The organism is Nocardia neocaledoniensis, assembly GCF_003182135.1.
GTDB lineage: Bacteria > Actinomycetota > Actinomycetes > Mycobacteriales > Mycobacteriaceae > Nocardia > Nocardia neocaledoniensis.
Map to the genome: position 1 here is coordinate 189,429 of NZ_QGTL01000008.1, position 17,737 is coordinate 207,165.

The window sequence follows — 17,737 nt, forward strand, 5'->3', positions numbered from 1 at the left end:
CGGTCGCGCTTCGGAGGGTCAACCCCTGCGGCGACCTCGAGGCGGTCGCGTCTCCGAAGGTCAGCCTTGTGGCGGCTTCGTGGCGGTCGCGTCTACGAGGGTCAACGCCGCGGTGGGATGACTCCTGGCTGGTCCTGGTCGATGCCGGGTGGGGGAGGGGCGGGGGCGGACGGGGCTTCCGCGCCGGGGATCGGGCCGGTGACGCCCGGTTGGCCGCCGGGGTCGGACATGTCCGGGGATCCCGGGAGGGGTGCCTGTGGGGCCGGGGCGTCCGGCACGCGCGGAGGTGCCGCGGGTGGTTCAGGTTGGGGCGCGGGTTGTTCCGATGGCACGGGTTGCGGTGCAGGCTGTTCCGTTGGCGCCGGTGCAGGCTGTTCCGGCGGTGCTGATTGCGACGGTGCGGGCTGTTCCGACGGCACGGGCTGTGGTGCGGGGGGTTCCGACGGCACCGGCTGTTCTGTGCGCGGGGCAGGCTGCTCGGTGGGTGCGGGTGCCTCCGAGGTCGGAGCGGGCGCTGGCGCCTGGTGCTCACTGCTCGGGGGCGCGGGTGGGGACGAGTCCTGTTGCACCGGTGGCTGTTCCGCGGTCGGCGGGGTGGACTCCGGAGCCTGGCTGGACGGCCCGGGTGTGGTCGACGGCGATTGATCCGTCGGCCCAGGGTTTGCGCCAGGGGCCTCGCCGGACGGCGCGGGTGTGGTCGATGGCGACTGGTTCGTCGAGCCCGGGTCGCCAGGGGCCTGACTGGAAGGCGCGGGTGTGGTCGATGGCGGTTGATCCGTCGGTCCAGAGTTATCGCCGGGGGCCTGGCCGGACGGCGCGGGTGTGGTCGACGGTGGCTGACTCGACGAGCCGGGGTTCTCGTCAGGAGGGGGCGGGGTCTGCGAACCAGGCTGATCGGTACCAGGGCTCGACTCGGAGTTCGGCGGCGCGGGCGAATCGCTCTGTGGCGCACCGAGTTCCGGAGTGGAGCCGTTGCGCGAACCCTCTGGCGCGGCGGAAGTCTCGGCCCCGGGTGCGGCGGGCAGTGCCGGTACGGCGGTGCCGGCCAGGGTGTAGGCGGGCTTGTAGATCATGTTCATCGCCAGCACGGCTTCCTGGCGCAATGCCTCGGCCGCCATCTGGGCGTTGATCACGTGGGCGGCCTCGAGCAGTCGCGCGATGGTGCCGATCGGCCCGGCGCCACCGGGCGCGGCCACCGCGAACTTCACCGCTTCGGCGGCCGCGGCGACAGCGCCGAGCCGGGCGCCGACTTCGCCGAACACCGTGGCCAGCTCGTCCATGGAATCGGCGAAACTCCGGGTGCCGGCGAACACGGTATCGGCGGCGGCGCCCTCCCAGCCCGCCTCCTCGATCACCCGGTCCACATTCGACCGCGCCAGCGGCATCGACGTGGTGAGCGCGGCGGCCGACTCCAGCCAGGCCATCGAGGCGCCGAGGATCTCGGCGGCGTCGATCTGCTGGGTGCGCGCGTAGATCTGTTCATGCGGAACGGATTCGAAGTGTTCCATCGCGCTGATGTAGGTGGGGTCGGTGCCACTCATCAGCGCATCCTTGTCTCGACGGCGCGCAGCGCGGCGGCCGCGGCGGCATCGGCCTCGTCGAAGAGTCCACCGCTGAGCAGGAACGCCTCCTTCATCCGGAGGGCGGCCGCGATGTAGTGATCGAGGAGCTCGGCGGCGTCGCGCGCCTTGTGCGCGAATCCGGCCTGCAGCTGCTGCGCGGAGACGAACCCGCCGAAACCGCCTGCCTCGGACGCTGTTTCGAGACGCTGACGCAGCTGGGCGAGCTGATCGGCCTGTTGTTCGTAGAGGTCGGCGCATCGGCGCGCGGCCTCGGGTTCGAACTTCACCGTCCCCGCCGCCGCGGCGCTGCGGAACCGGGAGATCTCGGCTCTGCTGCTCTCGATCGTCATCGCGTCTCCCCTCCAGATCGTGCGTCGGACTCCAGGCTAGCCGGAGCGTCTCGTATGCGAACTGTGCGCGGGCGCGAGCTTGCGTTGCAGCTGCGCCGCGAGCTGACCGGGCGCGGCGGGCACCACGTGCACCGTTTCGCCCGCCCGCAACAGATAGCGGCCGTCCCCGGCCACGTCGATCCAGCTGTAGTGCACCGGCGGCGCGGGCGCGGGCCGGTCCAGGCCGGTCTCCACGCGGATGTGCCCCTCGGCGGTGTGCGGACGGCGCAGCAGCCGCTGGATCCGGGGGACGGCGGGATGGGCCGCGATCACCGTCTCCTCGTCGCGGACGGCTTCGGCGTCGGCCTCGCGCGCCGGCTCGCGGCCGGGCGGGGTGTCGGGCAGGCAGGCGGCGATCCTGGCGCCGATCCCGGCGGTGTGACCGATCGAAACCCGGACGCTGCCACCGTAATCGGGGCGCGTGCCGGGTTCCTGGACGACGAGCACCGCGTGATCGAACACCGAACAGGCGAGCAGCCGGATCTCGCTGCCGGGCGTGTGCCCACCGCCGACGAGCACGATCCTGGCGTGCGGCGCGGCGATGATCCGCAGGCAGGCGGCGAGATCGGGGTCGCCGCCGCCGGGTAGTCGCTCGCGCAGCTGCGCCCGCAGGCGGGTGGCGTCGTGCTCGGTGCGCGGTGATTCGAGCACCCGGATCGGGAAGGGCATGCGGTCCTGGCCGGATTCCCGCCACACATGCGCGAACTCGTCAGCGCTGAAGGTCCATCGCATTGCCGATCCCATCCTTACCTAGCCAGGACGAGCACAGCCTAACCGTCTGGTCGGATTCCGGCGCATCGATCACCCCTTCCGGATGGAACCGCGTTGAGTAGCGAGATGAGTATTTCGGCGGACGACCGACCGCGCCGGAGCTCCTACGTTCGGGACAGATCCGTCGAATGGAGGAGTCATGAGCTACGTCCAGATCACCGAGCACCCCGGCGTGGGACTCGACCAGTACCGCACGGTGCACGACGCGCTGGGCCCCGAGCCCGTCGAGGGCTGCCTGTCGCATTACGTGGGTGAGTGTGACGGCGCCCTGACCGTTGTCGACGTGTGGGAGTCGCCCGACGCCGCCGACCGCTTCGCCGCCGAACGGCTCTTCCCCGCCTTCGACCGGGTCGGCATCCGGCCGGGACCCGATGCCCGCGTGCGCGCCTTCGAGGCCGCCGTCCAGACCGCGGCCCGGGGGTGAGCACCATGCGCGCACGCAGCATCACCACCGCGCTGGCCGCCGTCCTCGTCCTGGCCACCGCCGCGGCCTGCGGCGACGACTCCGAGGCGAAGACCTATTTCGGCGACGAACGGGCTCTCGGCAACGGCCAGATCCGCACCTTCGTCACCACCGACGATGCGGGCACGCCCACCGAGGTCGGCCTGCGCATCCAGGAGTCGGCCCTGGAGGGCCTGCCGATGCCGGCCACCATGCCGGAGGGTCCGCCGCCGGCGAGCCCGCCGCTGGCCCTGCCGAAGGAGGCGTCGGGCACGGTGATCAACCACCTCACCTTCGACTGGGTGCCGCACGGCCATCCGCCGGTCGGCATGTTCGACAAGCCGCACTTCGACTCGCACTTCTACTTCGTCGACGCCGCGACCGTGGCCGCCATCGACCCGAAGGACCCGCAGTTCCTGGCCAAGGCCGCGCACACGCCGGACGCCGAGTACATGCCCGCGAACAACTCGACGCTGCCCGAACCGATCGAAGTGCAGGCAGTGCCGTGGATGGGCGTGCACTGGGTCGACATGTCCGCTCCGGTGGCGCCGGGACAGTTCACCCAGACCCTGATCAACGGCGCGTGGGACGGCCAGTACATCTTCACCGAGCCGATGTTCACCCGGGAGTGGCTGCTGACCAAGCCCTCGTTCACCGGCGACATCCCGCAACCACAGGCCTACCAGCACTCGACCAGATACCCCACCACCTACTCGATCAGCTTCGACGAGGAGGCGAAGGAATACGTCGTGGCGGTCGGAGGCCTCACCGAACGCACCGCCTCCTGACCCTTCTGTAAGCCCCTCACCTGCGAGTATGCTCGGATACTCGGAGGTGAGGCGTGATCACCGAGCTGATCGGACGCGAGTGGGAACTGGCCGATCTGCTGGCCCGGCTCGACGACGCGGCGAACGGCGCGCCGCAACTGGTGATCTGCACGGGCGAGGCGGGCGTCGGCAAGACCAGGCTCGTGGCCGAACTGGCCGGGCGCGCACGCGAACGAGGGGTGCGCACCCTGTGGGCACGTGCGCTGGAACTGCCCGATACGCCGCCGTTCTGGCTGTGGCGCCAAGCGCTGGGCACCGTCGCGCCCGCGCCGGGCGCCGACCGCGTCGCGCTGTTCGAGGGATTCGCGGCCGGCCTCGACGGCGCCGACGCGGGCGTGCTGCTGGTGATCGACGACATCCACTGGGCCGACGAGCCGTCGCTGCAGGCCCTGCTCTACGTCGTACGCGCGCTGCGTGATCGCCGGGTGATGGTGTGCGTCACCGAACGCGACGACGCGGCGGGCGTCGGCTGGTCGACGATCAAACCGGAACTGGTCCGTGAGCCGGTGGCCGCCACCCTGATCCTGCGCGGCCTCTCACCCGCGCAGTCGGCACGGTGCCTGCAACTGGAGGCGGGACGCGCACTCCCGGACGAATTGGCCGGCGAGGCCTTCGACATGACTGGCGGCAACCCCTTCTACCTGCGCGAACTCGGCCGCTCCCTGCGCGGATCCACCGACGACGCCCTGCGCCTGCCGACCAGCCTGCGTGAAGTGGTGCGTGGCCGGATGTCGCCGCGCTCGGCCCGCACGCAGGAACTGTTGCGGGCGTCGTCGATCCTGGGGGAGCGGTTCGCCATCGCCGTCGCCGCCCGGCTGGTCGCCCGCTCGGCGGCGGAGTGCCTCGGCGCGGTCGACGAGGCGATCGAGGCGGGCCTGCTGGTGTGCGCCGACGAGCCGGGCACGGTGCGATTCGCGCACGCCCTGGTCCGCGCGGCCCTGCTCGACGGCCTGTCGCTGCAGCAGCGGGTGGTCCTGCACCAGCGGGCCGCGCTGGCCATCGAGGCGTTGTATCCCGATGCGGTGGAAGCGAATTCAGCGGCTCTGGCCTGGCACTGGGCGAACGCGGCGGTGACGGGCGCGCACGAACCCGCGGTCCGCTGGGCGCGCCGCGCCGCCGACGCGGCGCTGCGTGAGCTGGCCTTCGAGGAAGCGGTGCGCCTCTACGGACTCGCCCTGACCCACGCCGCCGCCCTCGAACCCCTCGACCGGGGCAGGCTGCTGCTCCAGCGCGCCGCGGCCGCCGCCCGCGCCGGCGACCTCGCCACTGCCCGCGCCGACTGCTCGGCGGCGGAGGCGTTGGCGCGCAAGGCCGACGAGCCGGAACTGCAGGCCGAGGCCGCGCTGGTCCTCGAGCCGATCGGCGATCGCGGCTGGGACCGCGACATCGCCGACGCCTGCGCCGAGGCACTCACCGCCGACGACCTGCCCGAACAGCTGCGGGCCCGATTGCTGGCCAGGGCGACCGAGGCCGCGATCTACCTCGGCAATCCCGACGGTGTCGACGAATCCAGCCGCGCGGCACTGGAATCCGCCGATCGCAGCGCCGATCCCGCCGTCCTGGCCGCCGCGCTGCGAGCCAGGCAGCTCGCGTGCAGCGGGCCCGACCATCGCGCCGAACACCACGACCTGGCCGCCAGGATGATCGCCGCGGGCGAACTCGCGCGCGATCCCGCCGTGGAGATGTGGGGCAGGCTGTGGCGCATCGACGCGCTCTGGGAGCAAGGCGATCTCGGGGCGATCACCGGCGAGCTGTCCTGCCTGGCCTGGTGCGCCGAACGCACCGGCGGCCCGATGGCCCGCTGGCACCTGCTCACCGCGGAAGCGGCGCTGGCCCAGGCGCGGGGCGAATTCGAGCAGGCCGTCGACCGGGCCGATCGGGCGCACGCGCTCGCGGCCACCCTCGGTCATCCCGCGGGCGCGGGCGCGCACCGGGCGCTGCACGCCGTCGTCGGCCATCATCGCGGCCACCGCCCCGATGCGCTGACGCCGCCGCGCGCACCGCTGCGCGGCGAGGTCCGCAACCTGCTGTTCGCCGCGCTCGGCACGGCATTCCCGATGATCGACAGCGGGATGACGGTCGAAGCCGAACCGCTCTACCGCGGCCTCGGACGGCCCGAGAGATGGTCGATCCCACCGTATTTCCTGCTCAACGTGCTGGCGGTGGGCGGCGCGGTGGCCGCGGCCCTCGGCATCCTCGACGACGTCGCCTACTTCCGCCGACGGTTGAACCGCTACCGCGACGGCCACATCACCGGCGGTGGCGGCAACGCCCACTATCTGGGGCCGGTCACCCTGTGGACGGGGAAATTCGCCGCCGCGCTGGACGATCGGGACACCGCGCGCACAGAGCTGCGCACCGCCGCCGGCACGGCTCGCGCGATCGGCGCCCCCGGCTTCGCCGTCGAGGCCGATTGCGCGCTGGCCGAACTGCTCGTCGAGCACGGCGCCGTCGGCGAAGCGGTGACGCTCGCGGCCGAGGCGATCCCGGCCGCCGACACGCTCGGCATGACACCGTGGTCGGAGCGCCTGCGCGCCGTCGTGGCGCACGAGAACGACTGTGCCGCACTGACTCCCCGGGAACGCGAGGTCGCCGACCTGGTGGCGCGCGGCCTCACCAATCGCGAGATCGCGGCCGCGCTGGTGCTGTCGGAGCGCACCGCGCAGAACCACGTCCAGCACATCCTCACCAAGCTCGGCTTCGCCACCCGCAGTCAGATCGCGTCCTGGGTCAGCCGGGGCCGGATCGCTCAGTAGCCGCGTTCGGGTTCGATGATCGCGAGCAGCGGCTCCCCGGCGACGAACCGCGTGACATTCGCGCCGACGTGATCGGCGAAGGCCGCCAACCGCAACTGCGGCGGGTTCGAATCGTGCGGGGTGATGATCGCGTTCGGCAACGTCCACAGCGGATGCCCGTCGGGCAGCGGCTCCGGGTCGGTCACGTCCAGGCCCGCGCCACCGATGACGCCGCGCGACAACGCGTCGACGAGCGCGTCGGTGTCGATCAGGCTGCCGCGCGCCACATTGATCACCCACGACGACGGCCGCAGCCGCGCCAGCTCGTCGGCCCCGATCAGGTGCCGGGTCTCCGCGGTGGCGGGCGCCGCCACCACGACGTGATCGGTGTGCGACCACACCCGGCTCAGCTGCTCGGCGGGTACCGTCTCGACTTCGGCGGGGATCCCGGCGCCGGTCACCGGCCTGCCCGACCGGTTCACCGCGATCACGTGCGCGCCCAGCGGCGCCAGCATCGGGATCAGCGCGCGCCCGATGCCGCCCGCGCCGAGAATGGTCACCGTCTTCCCGCGCAGCGACCCGACGTGCGGGAAGAACTCGCGCTGCTGCCAGGAGGTCGCCCGCAGGTGCTCGGGCAGGTATCGCACGCCGGCCAGCAGCAGCATCAGCGCGTGTTCGGCCACGCTGTGCGCGAAGGCGCCCGCGGCGGAGGTGAACAGCACGTCGGGGTGGGCGGCGAACACGCCGGCGTCGAAGAAGTCCTCGATTCCGGCCGCGGGCAGCTGGACCCAGCGCACCGCGGCGGGCAGCTCGGTGGGGAAGGCGTCCGGCGTTCCGGTCCAGATCAGCGCGTCGGCGTCGGCGAGCTCGCCGACCTTCGCGCCTGCTCCGACGATCGCCTTCTCGAGCAGGCGCGTGGACGGCTGCTCGGGGCCGATCGCGATCGTCGTCGCGGATTCCTGCACGAGGACCTCCTGGGGTCGGCTGCTGCCCCGGGTCGTATGGTGCGACCCGGTCGGGGTGTCGTCGCCGCGGGTCACGCGGGCGGCGCCATCGATTCTTCCCTCTCGCCCCGCCTCACTCGTCGTCGAGGTCGACCGTCTCGTCGATGCCGTGGCGATCGGCCAGTTCCAGCAGCGGCGCGAGGTCGAAGACCGCGTCGTCCATGTCGGCCTGGATGTCGCCGAGCTCGGCGTAGCGGGCGGGCACGGTCTCGATCGTGAAGTCGCGGGGGTGGATGTCGTCGATCTCGTCCCAGCGCACCGGCGTCGACACCGTGGCGGCCGGGTTGCCGCGCACGGAGTACGCGGCGGCGATGGTGTGGTCGCGGGCGTTCTGGTTGTAGTCGACGAACAGCTGGGCAGGGTCGCGGTCGCGGCGCCACCAGGCCGTCGTCACGTCCTCGGGCGCGCGGCGCTCGACCTCGCGCGCGAACGCCAGCGCGGCCCTGCGCACGTCCTTGAACCCGAACTCCGGCGCGATCCGCACATACACGTGCAGCCCCGACCCGCCGGAGGTCTTGGGCCAGCCGACGGCGCCCAGCTCGTCGAGGACCTCGTGCACCACCCCGGCGACCCGCTGGACCCTCGGCCAGGGACAGTCCGGCATCGGATCGAGGTCGATGCGCCACTCGTCGGGCGATTCGGTGTCTGCGGCGCGGGAATTCCACGGATGGAACTCGACGGTCGACATCTGCACGGCCCAGATCACGTCGGCCAGTTCGCGCACGCACAGCTCGTCGGCGTGCCTGCCGTAGCGCGGGAAGTACACGCGCACCGTCGATATCCAGTCCGGCGCCCCGCCGGGCAGCCGCTTCTGATGGACCTTCCCGCCCGGCAGGCCCTTGGGGAACCGGTGCAGCATGCACGGCCGGTCCCGCAGCGCGTTGACGATCCCGTCGCCCACGCTCAGGTAGTACCGCACCAGATCGAGCTTGGTCGCGCCGAGCTCGGGGAAGTACACCCGGTCCGGATTGCTGACCCGCACCGTGCGCTCACCCACCGGCAGTTCGACCGCCGGAGTCGCAGACTTGGCCACCCGCGCAACGATAGCCGAGCGGGCCCGCTCCCGTGGGGCAGCGGACCCGCGTCGCCGGTGTGTCAGCCGGGCACTACCTGCGGCTCTGCACTGTGGGTGGCGTGTAGTGGCTCTCGGCGTCGTCGCCACCGTGTCCCGGCCACCACGCCCGCCGCCCGAGCAGCGCCGTGACCGCGGGGGTGAAGAACAGCGCCATCACGAAGGCGGCGATCGCGATGCCGACCGAGATCGCGAACCCCATCTGCGACAGGCTGCTGTTGCCTGCCAGCATCATCGAGGCGAAGGTGCCCGCCAGGATGATCCCGGCCGCGGCCACCGTCGGTCCGGTGTGGCGGACGGCCAGCGCCGCCGCCTCGCGTGGGGTGTGGCCCGCCCGTGATTCCTCGCGCAACCGGGCGACCATCAGGATGTTGTAGTCGGTGCCCAGCGCCACCACGAACAGGTACATGATCACCGGCAGCGTGAAGATCAGTCCGTGCTCGCCCCGCACCTGCTGGAACACCAGCACCGTCGCGCCCAGGGTCGCCGCGAAACCGAGGAACACCGAGGCCATCAGGTACCAGGGCGCGACGAGACTGCGCAGCAGCAGGGCCAGCACCAGCATGATCAGCACCGCCGCCACCGGGAACACGATCCGGTAGTCGTGGTTCATCGCGTCCTCGAAGTCGACGAACACCGCGGTCATCCCGCCGACCGTGGCCGTGGCGCCCGTCGGCGCCGCCTGGTGGGCGAGATCTCGCAGGGGTCCGGCCACCGTGTCGAGCGCCGCGTCGGATTCCGGCGCGTGCGCCAGCGTCACCGGGAAGTGCGCGATCATCCGGTCCGCCGCCAGCTGCGGTTGCCCGACCTGCCCGACGCCGTCGACGCCGGTCAGCGCCGTGCGGTAGGTCGCGAGCTGGTCCTCGGTGAGCGGCGACTCCGCGCGCAGCAGCACGTCCGAGGGCTGGGTGGCGCCCGCGGGCATGCCCTTGAGCAGTTCCGTCGTGAAGGCGACCGACTCGGAGGCGTCGGCGGCCGAGCCCGAGCTCATGTCGAAGGTCGGGTTGAACCCGAAGGCGAACACGCCGAGCGCCACCAGCACGCCGCCGGAAGCGACGGCGAACGCGCCGGGCCGCCTGCCCATGGCCGCGCCGATCGCGCCGAACCGGGCGCCCCTCGGCTCGACCTGCCAGGCCTTGGATGGCCAGAACACCTTGGTGCCGAGCAGCGAGACGATCGCGGGCACCAGCGTCAGCCCGGCCAGCAGCGCCACCGCGACGGCGATGGCCAGCGCCGGACCCAGCGCCCGGAACATTCCCAGGCTCGACAACGTCAGCGCCATGAACGCGATGATCACCGCGGCCGCCGCCGAGGTGACGGCTTCCCCGACCCGCGCGACGGCGTTGACCATCGCCGTCTTCGGCTCGTCACCGGCGCGCAGCCGCTCCCGATACCGGAACATCAGGAACAGGATGTAGTCGGTGCCGACACCGAAGAGCACCACCAGCAGGATCGAGTTGACGGAGGTGTCGATCTCGAAGTCGAACGCCGCGGCCGCCATGGCGATCAGGCCGCCCACCATGCTCGAGATCGCGCCGATGGTGACCACCGGCAGCAGCGCGATGACCGGGCTGCGAAAGATCACGAGCAGCAGCACCAGGATCAGCACGATCGTGGCGATGCCGATGATCGCCATGCCCTTCTCGCCCTGCTCGGTCTGATCCAGGGTCTGCGCCGCCGTTCCGGTGACGCCCGCCTTGATCCCGGTGTCGCCGAAATGATCATTCAGGTGCTCGCGCAGGCTCCGCACGGCCTCGCCCCGGGTCTTGTCCGAGGCGTCGGTCGGCTTGGTCATCTGCACCGCGATCACCTGGACCAGGCGATTCTCCGAGGGGGGAGTCGCCTGGATGCCGGTGACGCCCTTGATGTTCCGTCCCGTCAGCGCGGCCGCGACGGCGCTCACCGTCGCCGAGTCGGCCTCGGTCAGCGGGCTGCCGTCGGCGCGGACCGCCACGATCAGCGCGGCGGGCGCGGCACTCTGCGGAAAGGCCTGCTCCTGCAACTTCATCGCCTGGATGGACTCGTAATGCGAAGGCAGGAAGGCGGATTGGTCGGTCGTCGCGGTGAGCGCCGGCGCCGTGGACAGTACGGCGACGATCGCGATCACCCACAGGCCGATCACTTTCCATGGGTGGTGGACGACAACGCGCCCCAGTCTGGCGAACATGGTGGAGGTCCTTTCCGGGCCTATTTCTTATATCTCCATGCGCATATGGGCATGGGTATTCGACCGGCGAGCCCCGGTAGCTGCTCGTCGTCGCGGGCCTGTCTGTGCTGGTGCGACGGCTGTGCGCCGCCGTGACTCACTATAAGTAGATGTATACGTATAGGGCAAGGGGCAAAAAAGTCCGCACGGAATCGACTCCGTGCGGACCGCGGGCCCTGCGGCGTGAACCTACAGCTCGTAGACCCCGAACGCCCGGTTCTGGATGCACATCGGCATCACATGGACCTGCTCGGTCCACTCGAACTTGGCCGCCGCCTCGACGGTGCCGCGCTCGTCGACACACACGCTGGCGGTGCCGGGCATGGTCAGCGGGTTCAGCACGGCCAGCGGGATCCCGGCGTGGATGTTGCTGTAGAGGCCGCCGCTGAAGCACAGCGGCGTGATCGCGATCCCGCGACGCGCGCTCTCCCGATCGGCGGCGGCCTGGGCGCCCGGCACGCCGTTGCAGTCGAGCGGGTTCTCGTTCGAGGCCTGCGCGGGAGCGATGAGAAGGGTGAATCCGGCCGCACAGCCCGCGGCGACGGCCATCAGGGATCGAGCAAATGAGGTCCTGGTCATAGCCGCATTGAAGCACTGGTGGCCGGTCGGACACACAATCGCAATCGGCGTGTCGGGTGCGATCAGCGCGGGCGGGCCTCCAGCACACAGTCCGGCGCCGCCGTGGGCACCGTGCGCAGCAGCGTGAAACCGCCGCGCGCGAGCAGCTCGCGGAACTGCGCCTCGGTGCGTTCGTGGCCGCCGTCGGTGTTGACCAGCATCTCCAGGTCGATGAACTTGCCTGGATGCGGCCGCTGATGCTCGGGCAGCACCAGCTCGATCACCAGCAGCCGTGCGGACGGGTCCATCGCGGCGTGGATCGTGCGCAGGATCTGCTCGGCCTTGGCGTCGGACCAGTCGTGCAGGATGTGTTTGAGCAGGTAGGCGTCCCCGCCGGGCGGCACCTCCTCGAAGAACGACCCGGCCTGCGCCGCGCAGCGGCCCGTCAGTCCGTGCGCGGCGAGATCGGTGTCCAGGTCGGCGACCACGTCGGGCAGGTCGAACACGATGCCCTCGGCGTCGGGGGAGCGGCCCAGGATCTCCACCAGCAGGCTGCCGCGTCCACCGCCCACATCCACCAGCGTGTCGAAGCGGCCGAAATCGTAGGCGGCCAGCAGCGGTTCGATCGAGAGCGTGCTCACGCTGGTCATCGCGCGGTCGAACAGGTCGCCGATCTCGCGGTGCGTCGCGGCGTACTCGAAGAAGCTCGCGCCGTCGAGCGCGGGTCCGACGGCTTCGCCGGTGCGCACCGCGTCGGTCAGATGCGTCCAGTGGTTGCGGTGGTACGGCGAACCGAAGAACAGCGATGTGTCGCGCAGGGTGACCGGGCCGTCGGAGCGCAGTGCCTCGCTCATCCGGGTGAGCCCGTAGGAACCGTCGCGGTGCTGGGCGAACACCCCGAAACTCACCAGCAGGCGCATCAGCCTGCGCACGCCGTCCTCGTCGGCGTCCACCGCCGCGGCCAGCGCCGCCGCGTCGCGCCGGCCACGGGCGAGTTGGTCGGCGATACCGAGTTCGGCCGCGGCGCTGATCGCCTGGGAGAGGAAGCCGGCGATCTGTAGTTCGAGCAGCGCGATGTGACCGGGGACCAGTCGGCGGTGCAGCGCCGCGAGTGCGTCGCGCACCCGTTCGACAGCTCGCAGAACCAGGGTGGGCGGTGCCTTCTTCGGTGCTGCGGACGTCATGACGACTCCATCGTCGGCCGGTCTACCTGCACGGACGCAGCGAAGTTTACGGGAATCGCGCGCGGTGGGATACCGCGATGCGCGACCGCGTCGGGTCAGGTGGGCGTCGCCAGGGCGAACGGCAGCACCGCGTCCGCGCCGCTGGTGCGCAGGGCGTGCGCGGCGACCGTCATGGTCCAGCCGGTGTCGGTGAGGGTGTCGACGAGCAGGATCGGCCCGGTGACGCGGGTGAGGTCGGGGACCTCCCACGAGTCGAACAGCCCGGCCACCCGATGCGCCGAGTTGGCCGCCGAGACCGGCGGCCGGTCGGGGCGGTTGTGCAGGATGCCGAGGTTGTCCAGGCGCCCGACCTGGGCCAGCCGCGCGGCCAGACTGGCGGTGAGCTGCGGATACCTGGGCGACTCCAGCGCGAGCACCGAGGTCGGGCGGGCGTTCCAGTTCCAGTCGCGCAGCACCGCGATACAGGCTTCGAACACCGCGTCGGGCACCGGAGCATCGGGTCCGTCCAGCAACGCGCGCAGGCGCTGTCCCCAGCCGAGATCGGTGAGCCTGCCCAGCACGCGGCCGGTCTCGGCGCCGTCGGTGATCTTGCCCGACAGCGGGACCCCGAGTTTCGCCATGCCCGTCGGCCACTGCTTGCGCGGCGCCAGATCCAGGCCGGGGCGATCGAGCCTGGCCCGGGTGGCGTCGACCGTGGCCGTGTCGACGGTGGTGTCGGGCGTGGTGCCGGTGCAGTTGTCGCAGCGTCCGCAGTCGGGTGTCGCGGCGTCGAGCGCGCCGAGGCCCGGGTCGTCGAGCTGGCGGCGCAGGAAGGTCATCCGGCAGGCGGTGGTCGCCTGGTAGTCGATCATCGCCTGCTGTTCGGCGTCGCGGGCGGCGGCGAGGCGCTCGTAGCGTTCGGTGTCATAGGTCCACGGCTCGCCGGTGGACAGCCAGCCGCCACGGACCCGGCGCACCGCGCCGTCCACATCGAGCACCTTGAGCACCATCTCCAGCCGCGAGCGGTTCAGCTCGACGAGCGGCTCCAGCGCGATCGTGGACATCGGCCGATCGGTGTCGAGCGCGGCCAGCACCGCCCGCACGATGTGCTCGCGCGGGAACGCCACCGAGGCGAAGTAGCTCCAGATCCGCGCGTCCTCGGCGCCGGGCAGCAACACCACTTCGGCGCGCTCGGTGCCGCGGCCCGCGCGGCCCACCTGCTGGTAGTAGGCGATGGGGGAGGAGGGCGCGCCCACGTGCACCACGAAACCCAGGTCGGGCTTGTCGAAGCCCATGCCCAGTGCCGAAGTCGCGATCAGCGCCTTGACCTCGTTGTTCAGCAGCGCCGCTTCGAGCACCTCGCGTTCGGCGGGGTCGGTCTGGCCGGTGTAGGCGGCGACGGTGTGGCCATGGGTGTTCAGCACGTCGGCCAGGTCGTGCGCGGCGGCCACGGTGAGGCAGTAGATGATGCCCGACCCCGGCATCCGGTCCAGATGTCCGGCCAGCCAGGCCGTGCGCCGCACCGCGTCGTCGAAGCGCACCACCGACAGGTGCAGCGACTCGCGGTCGAGCGTGCCGCGCAGCACCAGGGTGTCGGTGCCGATCTGCCCGGCCACATCGGTGACCACGCGATCGTTGGCGGTGGCGGTGGTGGCCAGCACCGGGACGTCGGAGCCCAGGTCGGCGATCAGCGTGCGGATACGCCGGTAATCGGGCCGGAAGTCGTGCCCCCAGTCCGACACACAGTGGGCCTCGTCGATCACCACCAGTCCGGCGTCGGCGGCGAGCCGCGGCAGCACCTGATCACGGAAGTCCGGGTTGTTGAGCCGTTCCGGGCTCACCAGCAGCACGTCGACCGCGCCGTCGGCCACCCGCTGATGGATCTCGTCCCATTCGGTGACGTTGCCCGAATTGATCGTGTCGGCCACCACCCCGGCCCGCTCGGCAGCCGCCACCTGGTTGCGCATCAACGCCAGCAGCGGCGACACGATCACCGTCGGCCCCCGCCCCGCACGCCGCAACAGTTTCGCCGCGATGAAGTACACCGCCGATTTACCCCAGCCGGTGCGCTGCACCACCAGCGCCCGTTGCCGCCGCACCACCAGCGCCTCGATCGCGGTCCACTGGTCCTCCCGCAGCCGCGCGGCGGGCCCGGCGAGTTCACGCAACAGCTCCTCGGCGCGTTCGCGCAGGTCAGGAGCCGTCAGGTCGAGCACGTCGTTCCCGGTCGCTGAGGTCATGGGAACCATCGTGCCCGATGCCACCGACAAGCAGGTTCCCCGCCGAAAGACCTGGTCACGCGCGATGCGCATTCGGTCGGCGAAAACCCCGGTGGGCGAGGACAATAGGGGCCGGGTACCGATCGGAGGGGGACCGCCATGGCCAACAGATTCGATCCGCCTGCGGGCTGGACCCCACCGGGCTCGCAATTCCAGACCAGTTCCACGGTCTCGCGCACGGTGGTCGGCGCCTTCCTCGCGGTGCTCGTCACGCCGATCGGGATCGCGCTCGCCGCCCACGGCGCCCTCGACACCAGCCGCTGGGTGATCCTCGGCGACGCCGCCGACCGCTTCGGCTCGGCCGCCCAGATCATCGGCGGCGGCCTGCTGCTCCTGCTGGTCAGCGCGCTGGCCGGGTTCACCCCGGTCGCGACGATCCTGGCCGGGCTGGTGTGGGGCGTGCTGCCCGGGCTGATCTACTTCGTGTCGCCGGAGAGCACGTGGCGGCTGGTGGGGGATCTGCCGCTGATGACCGACGAGCTGCACATCGCGCTCAACTCGTGGATCACCAGCGGCTTCACCTTCGTGCTCGGCCTGCTGCTCGTCGGCGCCGGGGTGGCGGGCACCCTGCGCCAACGGTGAGTCAGCCCTTCACACACAGCACCTGACGCAGCGTCGCCACCACATCGACCAGGTCGGCCTGGGCCGCGATCACCTCGTCGATGTCCTTGTACGCGGCCGGGATCTCGTCGACCACACCCGCGTCCTTGCGCGACTCCACGCCCTCGGTCTGCGCGACCAGGTCGGCGACCGTGTACTGCTTCTTGGCCGCCGTCCGGCTCAACCGCCGGCCCGCGCCGTGCGAGGCCGACTGGAACGAGGCCGGATTCCCCTTGCCACGCACCACATACGACCGCGTCCCCATCGATCCGGGAATCAGCGCCAGGTCACCGGCGCCCGCGCGGACCGCGCCCTTGCGGGTCACCAGCATCGGCATCCCGTCGATGACCTCTTCCGCCACGTAGTTGTGGTGGCACGAGATCGGCGCGTCGAACCGCACCTCGCGGTCGGCGAATTCGTCGCGTACCGCGCGGCACACCAGCGACAGCATCACCGCGCGATTGCGCGCGGCGTACTCCTGCGCCCAGGTGAGGTCGCGCCGATACGCCGCCATCTCGGGCGTCCCGGCGAGGAACACCGCCAGGTCCCGGTCAGGCAGCGACTGGTTGTGCGCCAGCCCGCGCGCGATCGCCATGTGCCGCTCCGCCAGCTCCTTGCCGATGTTGCGCGACCCGGAGTGCAGCAGAATCCACACTGCGTCGTCCTGGTCCAGGCAGATCTCGATGAAGTGATTGCCCGACCCGAGCGACCCGATCTGCTTGTGCGCCTTGGACTCCAGCGACGACACCCCGGGGTGCAGCTCACCGAACTCCCGCCAGAACCGCTCCCAGCCCTTCGTCCGCGCCGACTGCCCGTGCGAGCCCGCGTGCAGAGCCGTGACGTTCACAGCTTCCTTGTGCGCGTTGAACCCGACCGGCACAGCCCGCTCGATCCGCGACCGCAGCGAGCGCAGGTCGTCGGGCAGATCCGCCGCCGTCAGGCCGGTCTTCACACTCTCCATGCCGCAGCCGATGTCGACGCCGACCGCCGCGGGCGCGACCGCGTCCCGCATGGCGATGACCGACCCCACCGTCGCCCCTTTGCCGAGGTGCACATCGGGCATCACGCGCAGTCCGTACACCCACTCCAGCTCCGCGATATTGCGGAGCTGGCGCAGCGCGGACTGCTCGATCTCGTGCTCTTCTGCCCACATGAGCGTCTGCGCCTTCGTACCGCGCAGCTCGACGGGAAACATGGTTGTTCCTCCCCTTGTTCGTGTGTACTCACGGTAGGTAACGACAGGGTGGGCTTGCATCTGGTTTTCGGTGGCACCGGAACCATGGGTGATCGGAGGAGTGGTGGCGTCCATCGGCGGCGAACGGGCAGTATTTCTCGACCCGGCGATTCCTGCAGTCGCCTATGTGATCGGTCTGCTGCAGACGGACGGTTCACACGAGGGCAGTCTCGACGGTAAGGGACGCATCTCTCTAGAGCTCGCCGTCCGCGATGAGAACGTGCTGCTACAGGTCGCGGACATTCTTCCGTGCTATTCGTCGATCGGTCGTCGCAGTCGCTCGACCAACTTTGCCGACCACTCGGAGACAGCGACACTGCGTTTCTACGACAGAGGAACTCGGCAGGCCTTGGCGAATCTCGGCGTTCCGGTCGGTCGAAAAGCGAGGCATATCGAGCCTCCGGCGCAGCCGTTCGCCCGGGCGGATTATCTGCGAGGTTTGCTCGACGGCGACGGGTCGATCGGTTTCACCCGGAAGGGCGAGCCATTCATAAGCTTTGTGACGGCGAGCCCGACGGCGGCGGAGTTCTTCTGCCGTGCCGTGCGAGACGTGTGCGGGGTCGAGCGAAGCTGTCGCCCCAACCAGCGGGACGGGGTGTGCAATGTCATGGTCCTGAACCGTGCGGCGGCCCAGCTCGCCGCGTGGGCGTGGTGTGAGCCGGTTGTGATCGGCATCGAACGCAAGCGAGCGGCTGCCGCACTGGTCGCGCAGTGGTCGCCTCCAGCCGCGAAAGAAGGTAGATACGGCGTGACGCGGAAGCAGTGGACAGCAGCCGATGACGACGTGGTTCTAGAGCACTCACCGACGGTCGCGGCAGGGTTGTTGGGACGGACGGTTTCCAGTGTTTCCGCGCGACGATGGAGGTTGCGGCGCGAAATGGTTTGACCAGCCGTC

The 17,737-nt window shown here is 70.9% G+C and carries 15 protein-coding genes; 5 read left to right on the forward strand and 10 right to left on the reverse strand.

Annotated elements, in window-relative coordinates; translation table 11 throughout:
* Positions 1-101 precede the first annotated feature (101 nt).
* From DFR69_RS22065 to DFR69_RS22075, 3 genes are read right to left on the reverse strand one after another with little or no spacing between them, the layout of a single operon-like run.
* Positions 102-1,541, reverse strand: coding sequence for a hypothetical protein (locus DFR69_RS22065; protein ID WP_146229395.1), 1,440 nt, complete (start codon positions 1,539-1,541; stop codon positions 102-104).
* Entirely contained in the window at positions 1,541-1,912 is a 372-nt protein-coding gene (locus DFR69_RS22070) for a hypothetical protein (protein WP_110039509.1), read from the reverse strand. The genes DFR69_RS22065 and DFR69_RS22070 overlap by 1 nt, the downstream gene beginning before the upstream one ends.
* 36 nt (positions 1,913-1,948) lie before the next feature.
* Positions 1,949-2,683 carry an ESX secretion-associated protein EspG gene (locus DFR69_RS22075; protein WP_110039510.1) on the reverse strand — a complete coding sequence of 245 codons (735 nt, stop codon included), beginning with the start codon at positions 2,681-2,683 and terminating at the stop codon, positions 1,949-1,951.
* 178 nt (positions 2,684-2,861) lie between these two features.
* Here DFR69_RS22075 and DFR69_RS22080 point away from each other — a divergent pair, with 178 nt between their 5' ends.
* From DFR69_RS22080 to DFR69_RS22090, 3 genes are read left to right on the forward strand one after another with little or no spacing between them, the layout of a single operon-like run.
* Positions 2,862-3,146, forward strand: coding sequence for a hypothetical protein (locus DFR69_RS22080; RefSeq protein ID WP_110039511.1), 285 nt, complete (start codon positions 2,862-2,864; stop codon positions 3,144-3,146).
* A gap of 5 nt (positions 3,147-3,151) precedes the next feature.
* Positions 3,152-3,952 (forward strand): DUF5602 domain-containing protein, encoded by an 801-nt coding sequence (locus tag DFR69_RS22085; RefSeq protein WP_110039623.1) that lies wholly within the window; start codon positions 3,152-3,154, stop codon positions 3,950-3,952.
* A gap of 53 nt (positions 3,953-4,005) precedes the next feature.
* On the forward strand, positions 4,006-6,747 hold the full coding sequence (locus tag DFR69_RS22090; RefSeq protein WP_110039512.1) for an ATP-binding protein: 2,742 nt from the start codon (positions 4,006-4,008) through the stop codon (positions 6,745-6,747).
* Here the strand turns inward: DFR69_RS22090 and DFR69_RS22095 are convergent.
* From DFR69_RS22095 to DFR69_RS22120, 6 genes are all read right to left on the reverse strand, one after another.
* On the reverse strand, positions 6,741-7,691 hold the full coding sequence (locus tag DFR69_RS22095) for a D-isomer specific 2-hydroxyacid dehydrogenase family protein (protein ID WP_110039624.1): 951 nt from the start codon (positions 7,689-7,691) through the stop codon (positions 6,741-6,743). The two genes, DFR69_RS22090 and DFR69_RS22095, sit on opposite strands and share 7 nt — an antisense overlap.
* Positions 7,692-7,803: 112 nt before the next feature.
* A complete protein-coding gene (gene ligD, locus DFR69_RS22100; RefSeq protein WP_110039513.1) occupies positions 7,804-8,763 on the reverse strand; it encodes a non-homologous end-joining DNA ligase in 960 nt (319 codons plus the stop codon).
* A 73-nt stretch (positions 8,764-8,836) separates the two neighbouring features.
* Positions 8,837-10,969 carry an MMPL family transporter gene (locus DFR69_RS22105; protein ID WP_110039514.1) on the reverse strand — a complete coding sequence of 711 codons (2,133 nt, stop codon included), beginning with the start codon at positions 10,967-10,969 and terminating at the stop codon, positions 8,837-8,839.
* A 228-nt stretch (positions 10,970-11,197) separates the two neighbouring features.
* Positions 11,198-11,587 carry a hypothetical protein gene (locus DFR69_RS22110; protein ID WP_244198393.1) on the reverse strand — a complete coding sequence of 130 codons (390 nt, stop codon included), beginning with the start codon at positions 11,585-11,587 and terminating at the stop codon, positions 11,198-11,200.
* A 62-nt stretch (positions 11,588-11,649) separates the two neighbouring features.
* Positions 11,650-12,750: a methyltransferase gene (locus DFR69_RS22115; RefSeq protein ID WP_110039516.1), complete on the reverse strand. Its 1,101-nt coding sequence runs from the start codon at positions 12,748-12,750 to the stop codon at positions 11,650-11,652.
* Positions 12,751-12,845: 95 nt separating this feature from the next.
* Positions 12,846-14,969, reverse strand: coding sequence for a RecQ family ATP-dependent DNA helicase (locus tag DFR69_RS22120; protein WP_110039517.1), 2,124 nt, complete (start codon positions 14,967-14,969; stop codon positions 12,846-12,848).
* Between the two features lie 138 nt (positions 14,970-15,107).
* On the opposite strand from DFR69_RS22120, the gene DFR69_RS22125 reads away from it, so the two are divergent.
* Positions 15,108-15,590, forward strand: coding sequence for a hypothetical protein (locus DFR69_RS22125; protein ID WP_110039518.1), 483 nt, complete (start codon positions 15,108-15,110; stop codon positions 15,588-15,590).
* A gap of 1 nt (position 15,591) precedes the next feature.
* Here DFR69_RS22125 and DFR69_RS22130 read toward each other — a convergent pair whose 3' ends face one another.
* Positions 15,592-16,803, reverse strand: a complete 1,212-nt coding sequence (locus DFR69_RS22130; RefSeq protein ID WP_110039519.1) for an RtcB family protein — start codon at positions 16,801-16,803, stop codon at positions 15,592-15,594.
* A 103-nt stretch (positions 16,804-16,906) separates the two neighbouring features.
* Between DFR69_RS22130 and DFR69_RS34155 the strand changes: the two genes are divergently transcribed.
* Positions 16,907-17,728 carry an LAGLIDADG family homing endonuclease gene (locus DFR69_RS34155; protein ID WP_146229396.1) on the forward strand — a complete coding sequence of 274 codons (822 nt, stop codon included), beginning with the start codon at positions 16,907-16,909 and terminating at the stop codon, positions 17,726-17,728.
* Positions 17,729-17,737: the final 9 nt, after the last annotated feature.